Source organism: Rhizobium sp. CSW-27, from assembly GCF_018760785.1.
Lineage (GTDB): Bacteria > Pseudomonadota > Alphaproteobacteria > Rhizobiales > Rhizobiaceae > Neorhizobium.
In genome coordinates this window covers 1-13,999 of record NZ_JAHHZO010000011.1, presented here as the reverse complement: position 1 = coordinate 13,999, position 13,999 = coordinate 1, and the positions used below count along the sequence as shown (strand labels likewise).

General features: G+C 62.9%; 11 protein-coding genes and 1 tRNA gene. 10 read left to right on the top strand and 2 right to left on the bottom strand.

The features are described 5' to 3' along the window. Nucleotides 1-61: 61 nt before the first annotated feature. From KLP42_RS19295 to KLP42_RS19285, 3 genes are all read left to right on the top strand, one after another. Entirely contained in the window at nucleotides 62-730 is a 669-nt protein-coding gene (locus tag KLP42_RS19295; protein ID WP_353844900.1) for an RNA polymerase sigma factor, read from the top strand. After that, nucleotides 730-1,677: a FecR family protein gene (locus KLP42_RS19290; RefSeq protein WP_215568587.1), complete on the top strand. Its 948-nt coding sequence runs from the start codon at nucleotides 730-732 to the stop codon at nucleotides 1,675-1,677. Before KLP42_RS19295 ends, KLP42_RS19290 begins: the two co-directional genes overlap by 1 nt. Before the next feature lie 90 nt (nucleotides 1,678-1,767). Then, complete coding sequence (locus tag KLP42_RS19285) at nucleotides 1,768-4,269, top strand: TonB-dependent receptor (RefSeq protein ID WP_252193110.1); 2,502 nt, start codon at nucleotides 1,768-1,770, stop codon at nucleotides 4,267-4,269. A gap of 597 nt (nucleotides 4,270-4,866) precedes the next feature. On the opposite strand, the gene KLP42_RS19280 is transcribed toward KLP42_RS19285, so the two are convergent. Continuing rightward, nucleotides 4,867-4,942: transfer RNA gene (locus KLP42_RS19280), tRNA-Thr, on the bottom strand. Between the two features lie 229 nt (nucleotides 4,943-5,171). Here KLP42_RS19280 and KLP42_RS19275 point away from each other — a divergent pair. Beyond that, nucleotides 5,172-6,428 (top strand): hypothetical protein, encoded by a 1,257-nt coding sequence (locus KLP42_RS19275; protein WP_215568586.1) that lies wholly within the window; start codon nucleotides 5,172-5,174, stop codon nucleotides 6,426-6,428. Between the two features lie 30 nt (nucleotides 6,429-6,458). Here KLP42_RS19275 and ppk2 read toward each other — a convergent pair whose 3' ends face one another. Then, on the bottom strand, nucleotides 6,459-7,340 hold the full coding sequence (gene ppk2, locus KLP42_RS19270; protein WP_215568585.1) for a polyphosphate kinase 2: 882 nt from the start codon (nucleotides 7,338-7,340) through the stop codon (nucleotides 6,459-6,461). Nucleotides 7,341-7,581: 241 nt separating this feature from the next. On the opposite strand from ppk2, the gene phoR reads away from it, so the two are divergent. The 6 genes from phoR to KLP42_RS19240 form a co-directional block, all read left to right on the top strand. Beyond that, nucleotides 7,582-8,829, top strand: coding sequence for a phosphate regulon sensor histidine kinase PhoR (phoR, locus tag KLP42_RS19265; RefSeq protein WP_502941325.1), 1,248 nt, complete (start codon nucleotides 7,582-7,584; stop codon nucleotides 8,827-8,829). A gap of 193 nt (nucleotides 8,830-9,022) precedes the next feature. Continuing rightward, nucleotides 9,023-10,063: a substrate-binding domain-containing protein gene (locus KLP42_RS19260; RefSeq protein WP_215568583.1), complete on the top strand. Its 1,041-nt coding sequence runs from the start codon at nucleotides 9,023-9,025 to the stop codon at nucleotides 10,061-10,063. Nucleotides 10,064-10,134: 71 nt separating this feature from the next. Then, the gene (gene pstC, locus KLP42_RS19255; protein WP_215568582.1) at nucleotides 10,135-11,595 is read left to right on the top strand and encodes a phosphate ABC transporter permease subunit PstC; all 1,461 of its coding nucleotides are present in this window, start codon (nucleotides 10,135-10,137) and stop codon (nucleotides 11,593-11,595) included. Further along, complete coding sequence (gene pstA, locus KLP42_RS19250; RefSeq protein ID WP_215568581.1) at nucleotides 11,592-12,947, top strand: phosphate ABC transporter permease PstA; 1,356 nt, start codon at nucleotides 11,592-11,594, stop codon at nucleotides 12,945-12,947. The genes pstC and pstA overlap by 4 nt, the downstream gene beginning before the upstream one ends. Nucleotides 12,948-13,012: 65 nt before the next feature. Continuing rightward, a complete protein-coding gene (pstB, locus tag KLP42_RS19245; RefSeq protein ID WP_252193113.1) occupies nucleotides 13,013-13,774 on the top strand; it encodes a phosphate ABC transporter ATP-binding protein PstB in 762 nt (253 codons plus the stop codon). A 53-nt stretch (nucleotides 13,775-13,827) separates the two neighbouring features. After that, nucleotides 13,828-13,999, top strand: a 172-nt coding sequence (locus tag KLP42_RS19240; RefSeq protein ID WP_286675467.1) for a PhoU domain-containing protein, incomplete at its 3' end; no start/stop codon positions are given.

The following is a 13,999-nucleotide window of genomic DNA, read 5'->3' as shown; positions in this document are numbered from 1 at the left end:
ATGAAGAGCATGGGGCAACCCCGTCTCTGCCGGCAGAGGCGGGGTTTCGCGCATCAGGAGCATGCGGACGGTTCGGGGGGATGCCACGTATCCTTCGTGCCGAAAGACAGGCAATAAACATGATTTAATTAATCATGTTTATTGCCTGTCCGGTTTTTTTACCGTAAGCCATCACGATCGCACCATTCACCGGAAGCTGCTGCCCATGGGGAGCCAATCTGCCGCACGCGCAATCGTTGATGACGCCATGGAGGCTCACTACCAGGAGCTTTGCCGCGCCATGAAACGCCGTGGGCATGCCGCGGCAACCTCGCAGGAAATCGTGCATGAGGTCTATCTGCGCCTCGCAGCCAGGCCGACGCTGGTGGAGAACAGGCCGTTCCTGAAGGCGTTTCTCATTCGCGTCTGCGCCAATCTCGGCATTGATCGCCTGCGGCGCGAGAGACTGGAGCGCCGGCTGTTTTCGGGCATGACGGAAGAGGCGTTGAGTGTTCCGCAGCCCTCTCGCGATGCGGACGGCCTTGCCGACAGGCAATACCGGCTGAAACGCCTGCGTGGTGCGATCATGACCATGTCCTACCAGCGACGGCAGGTCTTTCTCGCCAGCTGCATCGGCAACCTGACGGCCGACGAGATTGCCGCGCGTTGCGGAATCAGTCGCAATATGGTCGATCGTCATATCCGCAAGGCCTATCTGCATTGCCTCGAATGCCTCGAGGACACGCTGTGATGGCCGGGGCACGCCGCGTGCGCGACATTCGCGAGGAGGCTATCGACTGGCTCCTCCAGCTTCGGGAAAAACCCGATGACAAGGCGGTCAGGGCAGCCTTCGATGCCTGGGCAAAGGCCGATCCACGCCATCCCGCCGCCTTCGATCAGGTTCGGCGTCTGATTGGCGACACATCGCGGCTGCTTGCCGAAGATGAAGGCTTTCTGTCGAAGGCGAGCCGCAAGCCTGCGTCGCGAAAGCTGAAGGGCGCGGCGGCTGCCGCCGTTGCGGGCCTCTGTCTGCTGGCAGGACTTCACCTCGACATCCCGCTGCGTTTTCGCGCCGACCACATGTCCGCCAGCGGCCGCAGTGACGTCGTCCGGACGGCGGACGGATCGATGGTGACGCTCAATGCCGACAGTGCAATCGCAATCCGGTTCACGGCGCGGGAACGGTGCATCCTTCTCCTGCGTGGCGAGATCTTCGTAGAAGTCCATCCCGATCCATCGCGCCCCTTCTGCGTGGAAGCCGGGGGTGGGCGGACGACTGCGCTCGGCACTGCCTTTGATGTGGATCTGAGGGGCACCACCACCCGGGTGGTGGTGCAGGAGCACAGCGTCGCAGTGGATGTCGGTCCCAGCCTGGCGCCGGCCATCGTGCAGGAGAACCAGTCAGTCGTCTATCAGGACGACGGCGTGATCGGCGCCCCGCAGGCGGTCGACCCCTCCACCATTGCTGCCTGGCGAAAGGGAAGACTGGTCTTCGAGGACCTGCCGCTAGGCGATGTTGTCACCGGCATCCAGCGCTATCTGCCCGGCCACGTTCTCGTCGCCAGCAGGCCTCTGCGGCAGAAGAGATTGAGCGGCAGCCTCGATCTGGCAAGGCCGCAGGCGGCACTCGATGATCTGGCAAGGGCCTTCGACATCCGCGTGGCGCATGTCGGTGCCTACCTGACGATTCTTTATTGAAGAAATTTCAGGCGAGCCTGTCCTTAAACGCAAGGCTCATTCGTACGGAAGGCAGACACCCCATTTGCCCTTCCAAGGAGCCTGTTCAAGATGACACGCAAGACCCGGCCCGCACGCCGCTGGATGAGATCGCCCCTGCTTTCCCTGTTGCTCGGCAGCGTGGTTCTCGCCTCCCTTCCGGAGGGCGCATGGGCACAACAGGCCGACACGATCTCGATCGACCTGCCGGCCGGCAGCTTTGCTGCAAGTCTCAGCCGCTTTGCCAGCCAGTCCGGCCTTCAGGTCGTTTTCGATGCATCCCTTGCCAGCGGCAAGTCGAGCGGCAGGGTTTCCGGTTCAATGACGGTTGGGGAGGCCCTGCAGAAACTGCTGGCCGGAACCGGGCTTACCTACCGGTTCGTCGGAGAACGAACGGTCAAGCTGGAAAAGGTCTCTGCCGACGCGCCGGCATCCGGCACGGATGATGAAACGCTTTTGTCACGCGTGACGGTCGAGGCAGGCGGTGTGTTCAACAGTGGCGCGCCCAGCGTTGCCGAAATCGGCGCAGCGCAGATCGAGGCTGCCCAGTCGAACTCCCTGCCGCAGCTTCTGCAGAAGACGCCGGGGGTCAGCGCGACCGGCGGGGTGAGGCTGCAGGGGCAAAGCCTGTCCATCCGCGGCTTCACCCGGCAATCGGATGTGCGGATTCTGCTGGATGGCGCGCCGAAGAATTTCGAGCGCTATGACCAGGGCACCGTGTTCGTGGATCCCGAACTGTTGAAGCGGGTGGAAATCCAGAAGGGAGCTACCTCGGTCCGCTATGGCAATGGTGGTTTCGGCGGTACCGTCATCATGGAAAGCAAGACTGCTGAGGACATGCTGCTGGAGGGGAGAAGTTTTGGCGCCTGGGTGAAGACCGGCTATCAGACCGCCAACCACCAGCGCCTCGGCTCCGCCGCCATCTATGGCAAGTCCGATTTCGGCGGGCCGGTGACCTATGATGGACTGGCCTCGGTCATCTGGCGCAAGAGCGGCAATATGCGCGTGGGCGGCGGCCAGGTTTACGAAGCCTCCAGCGATCGGCTGACCTCCTTTTCCGCAAATGGTGGTCTGGAGGTCGATGGGCACGAGCTGCGTGCCTCCGTGATCTATGGCCGCTCCTCCGATTACGGTCCTCCGGCCGCCAATCGCGGCGATCTGGACCTCACGGCCTATAGCATCAGCCGCTACGGATACGAACTGGCCAGGCTGCGGGCGCTGGCCCTGCGTGAGATGGAAGATTTCTCCTCCTCGCTGAAATATGGCTACACCGGCGACAGCGATCTGGTGAACGTCAAGGCGATGCTGAGCGTATCCTCCACGGATCTGCACATGACCCGCCCGACGATCGCAGGTTTTACGCCGAGCGCCAGCCTTGGCGGTCAGGAGGATGATGCCAAGTACACGGATGTGAAGTTCGAGCTGGAGAATACGTCGAATTTCGATCTCGGCGGCTTCTCGCATGTCGCCAATTACGGCGTTCAGTACATGCACCATGATCGCGACACGTGGATGTACGACATCGCCAACAGGAACAGCGCCCAATATAATTATGGACGCTATACATCCTGGATCATGCCGCAAGGCAAGCAGGATACGCTGGCCGCCTTCATCCGCGACGAGATTGCCCTCACTGCGGATTTCAAGGTCACGCCCGGGCTTCGCTTCGATTATGTTCGCTCGCAGGGCGTGCCCAATGCCGCGCCGCGCTACAACAACCCGGCGGCCGGCCATGACTATTCCGCGGTTTCGCACAGCGGAGCAACGCCGGCGCTCAGCCTTCGCTGGGAGGCAACGCCCGAGACCACGCTGTTTGCCGACTGGGCCTATGCGATGCGCGTGCCTGTCATCGACGAGCTTTATTCCAGCCAGAGTGCCTCAACCACCGCATCCGGCACCTCCCGCAATCTGGAGGTCGAACGAGACAACAACTTCAATATCGGCATTTCGCACCAGTTCGACGGACTTCTGGCTGAGGAGGACACGGTAAAAACCTCCCTGGCCCTCTTCTACAACCATGTGACCAATCCGGTGACACGCCGTTTCGGAAGCGCCAATCTTGCCAATGTCACGGGTCCTGTCCCCTTCTACTGGAACACGCCGAGCTACAAGATCTACGGCGCGGATCTTTCCGTGAACTACGATTCAGAGACCATATTCTCCACTCTCGGCCTCTCCTGGATGAACGGTTCCCGCAACGGCGCGATTAACGACGTGCGCGGCCCCGACACCTACTTCCAGGATCTCGCGCCCTTCACCGGAAATGTGCAGCTGGGCTACAAGTTTGCGGATTGGGATCTCGCGATCAGCTGGACCGGTCTGTTCGTTTCGGCGCAAAACCGCACGCCCTACAATCAGGGAACCGGCTATTTCTACGCGCGTCCGGAAAGCAAAGGCTATGCGGTGCACGGTATTTCCGTCGACTGGACGCCCAAGGAGGGCAGTCTTGCGGGGATCGAGGTGCATGCAGCGATCGACAACCTGTTTGACAAGTACTACGAACCCTATCTCTCGGATGGGATCGCCGCGATGCCCGGCAGGAACTTCAAGGTCTCGATCAGCCGGAAATTCTGACCGGTTGCCGCGCCGGCAACCGACCTCGCTTCTGTGCCACGATCCTTGAGCCCGAGCGGCAATGATCGCGGCCAGTTGCCCGTGGCGACCGCTCTGCCCGCTGCATGCCACGTGCAGGTGATGGCCGGGCAGAACGGAAAAGCGGAATGCCCGAAGGACGGCGCTGGTGCGGATGGAACGCGCCGCCATCACCTGTCGCCATGGCCGGGTTCCGATCCGCTCGGAACCCGGATGCGCAGCCCGCTGCCCTTGCGCCTGCGAATGACACGGGTGGACAACCGGAATGGCATAGGTCGGTCGCGCCTCTCCCGATGGATCGGACGTGCCTTGCCAGCCCGCCCTGACGGATGTTTCGCGTCCTTCAGCGGTGTTCTCCAGATGCAGTAGGCTCGCTGATCATCGCCAGGCGAGCTTCGGGTTCGCCTTCGTTGCGGCAAAGCCCGACAGGGGCGCTTTCCCGCGCGTCAGTTCGATCGTTTCCGCCAGGCCGTAGCCGCGCCACTTCGATTCGCCAAAGTCAGCGTCCCGCTCTTTCCGAAAGCCGCTTTCCAGCTCGAAACCGTATTTTTCAACTTCTTGCTAAGTGCTTGAATTTTATGGTGCCGCTTACGTGACTCGAACACGTGACCCCATCATTACGAATGATGTGCTCTACCGACTGAGCTAAAGCGGCCCCCGCGCCTCTGTCCAGAGGTGGACGGGCGGTGTGGGGCGGCTGATACAGGCAAAGCGGAGAGATTTCAAGTGTGGATTTTCGCTTCTTTTCCATCGCGCGGCAAGAATTGCCATCAGCCTGCCTTCTATGCCCTTACAAGCAGGGGCTTTGCGGTGGTGCTTGCGGATCGTCGGGCGAGCGTTTACCGAAGATCGATACGGGTTCGCATGGAAGCAAAGGGCAGGCAGTGAGCGGTTTGGAAACGGCAATCAGGAATGCGCTGGCGCGGAGCGACCGCGGCGACGCCGATATCCGCGCCCGCATCTACCAGTCGGCCCGGCAGGCGCTGGAGGCGGGCCTGCGCAAGCAGGAGATCAGCGATCCCGAGGTGATTGCCGCCGAACGCCGGCGGCTTGAGGCGAAGATCGGCGAGATCGAGGCCGAGGAGCGCGCGCGGCCCGAGGCCGAAACGCCGGAGGCGGTCACGCCCGTCGTGGTGTCGCCCGATCCCGGAGAGCGCCGGACGAGGAGCGAGCCGGCGCCTGCGGTTGCGCCGGCAAGGCGCGAGGCGGTGCCGTCATCGGCCTTGCCGCCGGAGGCGAGCCTTGAGGTTGGGTCGGTTTCCCCGCCCTCGAAGGATCCGCGTCCTGATCCGGCCGATGCCGGCAGCCCCGGCAGCATCGGCGATCTGGGTGGCATGCGCGCCGAGCGCGGCGCGGACCGGCTTGCCGCCGATTCGCGGGGCAAGGTGCAGGCAGCCAGGCCGCCGCGTGGCCGCAAGGCCAAGGCCGCCGCCAGGGCTGCGGCACGCCAGGAGGCGGCGCCTGCCATTCCCGGCGAGAAGCGCCGTCGCCGCCGCCGTGGCATCCTGTCGCGCCTGTTCGTCTGGTTCACCTTCCTCGTCTTCATCGGCATGGGTGGCTGGTGGGTGGTCACCTCCGGCCTGCTTCTGACGCCCGAGCAGCGCGATACCAGCGTGCCCAATCCGCCGGCCCGGGTGGAGGAAGAGGATTTTGCCGGCGCCCCCGCGCATTTCGATCCGCAGCGCGGCTTCTCCGCCGACTGGCTGGAAGTGTTCGGGCCGGATCGCAAGCCGGTCGTGACGCCGGGCTCCGCCGCCACCGCAGAGACGGTCGCCATGGCCGACGGACCCGCGCTGAAGATCACTTCGGCAGTGCCGAATGCCAATGGCGAGGTGGCAATAGAGGTGCCGGCCGCCATCCTGCGCGACCTGGCCGGCAAGACTTCAACTATTGCGCTGACCCTGCAATCGGCGGGCGACATGTCGGTACAACTGGCAGTCCGCTGCGATTTCCCCGGCCTTGGTGATTGCTCGCGCCACCGGGTCATGGCCACGCAGGAGCGCTCCGACACGCTGTTCCGCGTATCCTTCGCCGGCAATCTCGTGCCGAACCTGCCCGGACGCATCTATCTCAACAGCGATATCCTGAACGGCGGATCAGGCGTCCTCGTCTATTCGCTGCGCGTGCTGCCCGGGCAGTGATGGCGCCTGCTGCCGTCATGTTCCGGCCGCTCAGCGGAAGGCCTTCGGGCCGAAATCAAGGATACGCCGGTCGATCTCGCCGATCGACGCCGCATCCTTGCCCTCGTAGTCCAGGCTCTGCAGCAGGTGGCGGATGATGTTCAGCCGCGCCCGCCGTTTGTCATTGGCACGCACCACGGTCCAGGGCGCGTGCGGCGTGTGCGTTTCCTTCAGCATCAGGTCGCGCTTTTCGCCATAATCCTCCCAGCGGTCGAGCGAGGCGATATCCATCGGCGAGAGCTTCCAGATCTTCAGCGGATCGTGCCTCCGGTCGTGGAAGCGCTTCAACTGCATCTCGCGGCCGATGTTCAGCCAGAACTTGAAGAAGTGGATGCCGTCCTCGACGATCAGTTTCTCGAAGACGGGGGCAGCGTTCAGGAAATGGCGGTGCTGCTTCGGCGTGCAGAAGCCCATGACCGGCTCCACCACGGCGCGGTTGTACCAGGAGCGATCGAACAGCACGATTTCGCCGCGGGTGGGGAAGTGCTGCACATAGCGCTGGAAATACCACTGGCCCGCCTCGGTCTCCGTCGGCTTGGGCAGGGCCACCACCCGTGCCGAGCGGGGATTGAGATAGGCGCGCACGGCAAAGATCGAACCACCCTTGCCGGCGGCATCGCGACCCTCGAAGAGGGCGATGACGCGCTCGCCGCTTTTCTGCATCCAGGACTGCACCTTCACCAGTTCGATCTGCAGCTGACGAAGCTCCGTCTCGTAACGGTCGTTGTCCAGCTTGCGATCATAGGGATAGCCGTCGGATGACAGGGCCCTGTCGGAAATCCAGTCCGGCAGATGCGGATCGTCGATGTCGAAGCTCCGCCGCTCGCCACCGATTTCGAGTGTGACAATCCGCTGTCCTGTCGTGTCGGTCATTGGCTGTTTCCGTCCGTTTCCGTCTGTCATGCTGCGTCGAAAATCTCTGCCTATCAAGTTTCCGCACGCTGTTCTTGTTCCAGCGCAAGGCGAGGCAATGCCGGTCACGGATGCGTTGAAAGACGGATTTTGCCGGTTGCATTCTCCAGCCGATGTATATCTGTCATGCGAACCGGCTATCACCGCCGGTCAAGTTGGTGCACTCACCGCATCCGGTGGGGTCAGAGAGGCAGGTATGGCGTTGGCGAAGGTAAGGGCAGGGCGCGGCGAGCAATTGCGTCGGGGCTGGCTTGTGGTTGCGTCGGCAAGCCTGCTGGCGGCGCTGGCGCTGGGCGCGGAAATCAGTCCGCTGTTCGTTGCGGCCGGTTGGGTGCTGATCCTGCTGTCCCTGCTTCTGTCGCCATCGCTGCCGATCATCGAGCCGCCAGAGCCGGACACGCCGCCGGCCCCGTTGCCGCCTCCCGATCCGCTCGGCGATGTCTGTCGGGCCTATGCCGCGCTCGACATGCCGGTCATGGTGCTGGGCGCCGATGTCAACGTGCAGTTCCAGAACGATGCGGCACAGCGGGCCTTCGGGGAGATCGCCACCGATTCCCACCTGTCGGTGCGCCTGCGCGCGCCCGGCATTCTCGACATGGTGCGCGAGACGATCGCGACCGGCCAGCCGAACCAGATCGAATATTCCGAGCGGCATCCCTCCGAACGTGTCTTCCTGCTGCGCATTGCGCCGATCATGGCGGAGGCCGAGGGGCAGGCGGAGGCGCCCTATTACGCGCTGTCCTTCCGCGACATTTCGGAGTTGCGCCGCATCGACCGCATGCGGTCTGATTTCGTTGCCAATGCCAGCCACGAGCTGCGCACGCCGCTCGCCTCCCTGCGCGGCTTCATCGAGACGCTGCAGGGGCCTGCCAAGGGCGATCCCGGTGCGCATGAGCGCTTCCTCGGCATCATGCTGGACCAGGCGAACCGCATGAGCCGGCTGGTGGATGACCTTTTGTCGCTGTCGAGGCTGGAACTGAAGGCGCATATCGCCCCCAGCCAGCGGGTCGATCTGGTGCCGCTGATCGGCCATGTGCGCGACAGCCTGCTGCCGCTTGCCCAGGAACTCGGCATCGAGATCCGCATGCATCTGCCGGAGGGCCGGGTGGAGGTCACGGGCGATCGCGACGAACTGGTGCAGGTGATCGAGAACCTCATTGAAAACGCCTGCAAGTATGGCCAGGAAGGCAAGTTCGTCGATGTCTACCTGCGCAACGAACCCTCGCAGCCGGTGGAACTCAGCGTGGTCGATCGCGGCCCCGGCATTCCGGCCGAGCATGTGCCGCGCCTGACCGAGCGCTTCTACCGCGTCAGCGTGGCCGACAGCCGCTCCAAGAAGGGCACCGGACTGGGGCTTGCAATCGTCAAGCACATCCTGACGCGCCATCGTGCACGGCTGATCATCACGTCCGAGCTGGGCAAGGGCACCGACTTTACGGTCCGTTTCTGACAAAGAGAGGCGGCCGAAATTTTCACCGTCATGATTTTTCTTTTGAAATCAGTGGGATGATCTGTCACAAATGTTTCATCGAACTGACATAAAAGGGTGGCGTTGGGGCGGCTAAGACATGGTTGCCTACTCATCGGCGAGAGCGAGCGCCGGTTGAGACTGACATCACACAAGCCCATGACGGGAGATCACAATGAACATCCTGAAACTTTCCGCGGCTGCCCTCGTGGCCTCTGTCGCGTTTTCCGGCGCTGCTGCTGCGCGCGACCAGATCCAGATTGCCGGTTCCTCGACCGTTCTTCCCTATGCTTCGATCGTTGCCGAGGCTTTCGGTGAAAACACCAAGCATCCGACCCCGGTCGTTGAATCGGGCGGCTCGGGCGCCGGCCGCAAGAAGCTCTGCGAAGGCGTGGGCGAAAACACCATCGACATCGCCAACTCCTCGTCGCGTATCTCCAAGGCCGACATCGAACTCTGCGCCAAGAATGGCGTGACCGAGATCCAGGAAGTCCGCATCGGCTACGACGGCATCGTGTTTGCCTCCGACATCAAGGGCCCGAAGTTCGCCTTCACCCAGGCTGACTGGCACAAGGCGCTGGCTGCCAAGATCCTGAAGGATGGCAAGCTGGTCGATAACCCGAACAAGACCTGGAAGGACGTTCGCGCCGACCTGCCGAACCAGCCGATCCTCGCCTTCATCCCGGGCACCAAGCACGGCACCCGCGAAGTCTTTGATGAGAAGGTCATCATCGACGGCTGCAAGGAAGACGGCACCTACGATGCGCTGCTGGCTGCCAACAACAACGACAAGTCTGCTGCCTCCAAGGCTTGCGGTGCAATCCGCACCGACGGCGTTGCCGTTGACATCGACGGCGACTACACCGAGACGCTGGCTCGCGTCGACGCTAACAAGAACGGCATCGGCGTCTTCGGTCTGTCCTTCTACCAGAACAACACCGACAAGCTGCAGGTTGCCACGATGGCCGGCATCGAGCCGTCCGTGGAAACCATTGCTGCCGGCAAGTACCCGGTCTCGCGTCCGCTGTACTTCTACGTGAAGAACGCCCACCTCGACGTCATCCCGGGCATGCAGGAATATGTCGAGTTCTTCGTGTCGGATGAAATGGCCGGCCCGAATGGTCCGCTGGCTGCCTACGGTCTGGTTTCCGATCCGGAACTGAAGAAGACCCAGGAAGCCGTCAAGGCCCGCAAGCCGATGGCTCCGCTGAAGTAATCCAAAATGACCGCCCGGCGGCGCGATGATCGCGCCGCCGGATTTCCCCGTGTTTGAAGGATGCGGCCAAGATGAATGTTGGCATCATTATTCTTGTTGTGTTGGCGTTTGCGGCCGCCGGTTATATTGCCGGCAAGCGACAGGCCCTGGCGCTTTCGGCGGGAAGCGGAATGAAGCTGCACTCCCTGTCCGGCTATTATGGCCAGACCGTTGCGCTTTTTGCGGCCGTTCCTGCCTTTCTCCTGATGATTGTGTGGCTGCTGGTGCAGCCGGTCGTCGTCGAAAACCGCATCAGCGGCATGATTCCTGAAAGCCTTGCATCCGAGCCGGCCGCCCGCAGCCTGGTCATGTCGGACGTGCGCCGCATTGCCGATGGCCTCGATTCCGTCCTGGTGCGTGGCGGTCTGGGTGAGGAGGCGCTGGACAGCATTGCCGCCGATACCCAGAACGTTCGCGCCCGCCTGGCCGAAGTCGGCATTGCGCTTGCCGGTGAAGTGCCGCCGGTGGTCTTCGAGGCAGCCCGCAGCTATCGCCAGAGCGCCAAGACCGGCGCGCTTGCGATGACCTTTGCCGTGTTCGGCCTGTCCCTGCTGCTGGGTTTCCTTGCCTATCGGCGCATCGATCCGCAGATGCGGGCGCGCAACATCAGCGAAACCTTCGTCAAATCGTTGCTGATCGCCTCCTCGCTGATCGCCATCCTGACCACCATCGGCATCGTCTTCTCGCTGGTGTTCGAAACCATTACCTTCTTCAAGCTCTATCCGGCGTCGGAATTCTTCTTCTCTACCGTCTGGAACCCGCAGTTCCGCGGTGGCTCCGAACTCGGCATCCTGCCGCTGCTGTGGGGAACGCTGTATGTGTCCTTCATCGCGCTGCTGGTCGCGGTCCCGATCGGCCTGATGATCGCCATCTACCTGTCGGAATATGCCGGCCGTTCGATGCGCAGCTTCGCCAAGCCGGCGATCGAGATGCTGGCGGGCATTCCCACCATCGTCTACGGCCTCTTTGCGCTGGTCACCATCGGCCCGTTCCTGCGTGATTATTTCGCGGCCCCGCTCGGTCTCGGCTCCTCGTCCTCCTCCGTGCTGACGGCGGGTCTCGTGATGGGGATCATGATCATTCCCTTCGTCAGCTCGCTGTCGGACGATATCATCAATGCCGTGCCGCAGGCCCTGCGCGATGGCTCCTACGGCCTTGGTGCAACGCGGTCGGAAACCATCAAGAAGGTGGTAATGCCGGCTGCCCTGCCGGGCATCGTCGGCGCCGTCCTGCTGGCGGCCAGCCGCGCGATCGGCGAAACCATGATCGTGGTGCTGGGGGCCGGTGCCGCCGCCAAGCTGTCGCTCAACCCGTTCGAGGCCATGACGACCGTGACCGTCAAGATCGTCAGCCAGCTGACCGGTGACTCCGAGTTCTCCAGCCCGGAAACCCTGGTCGCCTTTGCGCTCGGCCTGACCCTCTTCACCTTCACGCTCGGGCTGAACGTGCTCGCCCTCTACATCGTGCGCAAATATCGGGAGCAGTACGAATGACCGACATGACCGTTTCAGGCGCATCTGTCGCCATGCCCCGGACCAAGTCCCTTCTCCAGCTCGATGAGCGCACCCGCCGCCGCAACGCATCGGAAGCCCGTTTCCGCATGATCGGCTTCCTGGCCGTGCTGATCGGCGTCTTCGCGCTGGTCTTCCTGCTCGGGTCGATCCTGTCGAACGGCCTGTCATCCTTCCGGCAGACCTATATCTCGCTGGATATCTTCCTTGACCCTGCGCGGCTCGACAAGGCCGGCACGCGCGATCCGGCGGAACTCGCCAAGATCACCACCTTCAGCTATGCACCGCTTATCGAGAAGGCGCTGGCCGATGCCATGGCGGCCAAGGGCGTTTCCGGCGATGGTGTCAGCGTCAAGGCTGCCGCCGAGCTGATCTCCAAGGAAGCGCCGGCGGACCTGCGCCGCTACGTGCTGGCCCATCCGCAGGCGATCGGCACCAAGGTGAACTTCGATCTCCTGGCGTCCGGTCGCATCGACGGCTACTACAAGGGCCGCGTGACGATGGAAAGCGCCGAGCTTGACCGCAACATCTCGCCGGCACAGCTGCAGCTCGCAGACAAGCTGAAGGCGGCCGGCATTCTCGGCACGCATTTCAACTGGGGCTTCTTCACCGCGCCCGATGCCTCGGACACCCGTCCGGAAGCCTCCGGCCTCGGTGTGGCGATCCTCGGCTCCGCCTACATGATGATCATCGTGCTGGTGCTGTCGCTGCCGCTCGGCGTTGCCTCCTCCATCTATCTGGAGGAATTCGCGCCGCAGAACCGCCTGACGGACCTGATCGAGGTCAACATCGCCAATCTGGCGGCCGTTCCCTCCGTCGTGTTCGGCATCCTCGGCCTTGCCGCCTTCATCAACTTTGCCGGCCTGCCGCAATCGGCTCCGGTGGTGGGCGGTCTGGTGCTGACGCTGATGACGTTGCCGACGATCATAATCGCAACGCGCGCCGCGCTGAAATCGGTTCCGCCGTCGATCCGCGATGCGGCACTCGGCGTCGGTGCCTCCAAGATGCAGGCGATCTTCCACCACGTGTTGCCGCTGGCCATGCCGGGCATCCTGACCGGCACGATCATCGGCCTTGCGCGTGCGCTCGGCGAAACCGCGCCGCTGCTTCTGATCGGCATGGTCGCCTTCGTGCGCGATTATCCCGCCGGTCCGCCGGAAGGCTTCTTTGATCCGGCGTCCGCCCTGCCGGTCCAGGTCTACAACTGGACGCAGCGTGGCGACCCGGCCTTCATCGAGCGTGCGTCCGGCGCCATCATCGTTCTGCTGGTGTTCCTCATCCTGATGAACTTGTCCGCAATCATCTTGCGCCGACGCTATGAGCGCCGCTGGTAGGAGGTCTGACCATGAATAGCATCTCTTCCATGAACACGACGACGACGACCACGAAGGCCTCCCCCATGACCGAAACGAAAATCTCCGCCCGCAGCGTGCAGGTCTATTACGGCGAGAAGCATGCGCTTCGCGATGTCAGCATCGAGATCCGGCCGCGCTCCGTCACGGCCTTCATCGGTCCGTCCGGCTGCGGCAAGTCGACCTTCCTGCGCTGCCTCAACCGCATGAACGACACGATCGACAGCTGCCGGGTCGAGGGCAGCATCCTGATCGACGGCGAGAACATCTATGACCCCAAGGTCGATCCGGTGCAGCTGCGCGCCAAGGTCGGCATGGTGTTCCAGAAGCCGAACCCGTTCCCGAAGTCGATCTACGAGAACGTCGCCTATGGCCCGCGCATTCACGGCCTTGCCCGCAAGAAGTCCGAGCTTGACGATATCGTTGCCTCCTCGCTGCAGAAGGCCGGTCTCTGGAACGAAGTGAAGGACCGCCTGAACGAGTCCGGCACGGGCCTGTCCGGCGGCCAGCAGCAGCGCCTCTGCATTGCCCGCGCAGTGGCCGTTTCGCCGGAAATCATCCTGATGGACGAGCCCTGCTCGGCGCTCGACCCGATCGCGACGGCCAAGGTCGAGGAACTCATCCACGAACTGCGGACGAATTTCACCATCGTCATCGTGACGCACTCCATGCAGCAGGCAGCCCGCGTTTCGCAGCGCACGGCCATGTTCCATCTCGGCCTGCTCGTCGAAGAGAACGACACCGACAAGATGTTCACCAACCCGGATGATCAGCGCACGCAGGACTACATCATGGGCCGCTTCGGCTGATGCCGGGCCGTTCTGCCTTCTGCTGACAACCCTTTATCCGAGGATGAAACACCATGCCCTCCACCCATATTCTGTCGGCCTTCGACGAAGACCTGAAATACCTGAACCGCCGGATTTCCGAGATGGGCGGCCTTGCCGAGGAGATGTGCGGCAACGCCGTTCGGGCCCTGGTGAATTCGGATGCGGCGCTGGCGCAGAAGATCATCTCGGATGACGTGATCCTCG

What these genes read in the sequence shown, in the direction of transcription:
- pstA (WP_215568581.1), top strand. Translation starts at nt 11,592, where the DNA reads ATGACCGACATGACCGTTTCAGGCGCATCTGTCGCCATGCCCCGGACC.
- KLP42_RS19290 (WP_215568587.1), top strand. Translation starts at nt 730, where the DNA reads ATGGCCGGGGCACGCCGCGTGCGCGACATTCGCGAGGAGGCTATCGAC.
- KLP42_RS19295 (WP_353844900.1), top strand. Translation starts at nt 62, where the DNA reads ATGCGGACGGTTCGGGGGGATGCCACGTATCCTTCGTGCCGAAAGACA.
- KLP42_RS19260 (WP_215568583.1), top strand. Translation starts at nt 9,023, where the DNA reads ATGAACATCCTGAAACTTTCCGCGGCTGCCCTCGTGGCCTCTGTCGCG.
- pstB (WP_252193113.1), top strand. Translation starts at nt 13,013, where the DNA reads ATGACCGAAACGAAAATCTCCGCCCGCAGCGTGCAGGTCTATTACGGC.
- KLP42_RS19285 (WP_252193110.1), top strand. Translation starts at nt 1,768, where the DNA reads ATGACACGCAAGACCCGGCCCGCACGCCGCTGGATGAGATCGCCCCTG.
- ppk2 (WP_215568585.1), bottom strand. Translation starts at nt 7,340, where the DNA reads ATGACCGACACGACAGGACAGCGGATTGTCACACTCGAAATCGGTGGC.
- pstC (WP_215568582.1), top strand. Translation starts at nt 10,135, where the DNA reads ATGAATGTTGGCATCATTATTCTTGTTGTGTTGGCGTTTGCGGCCGCC.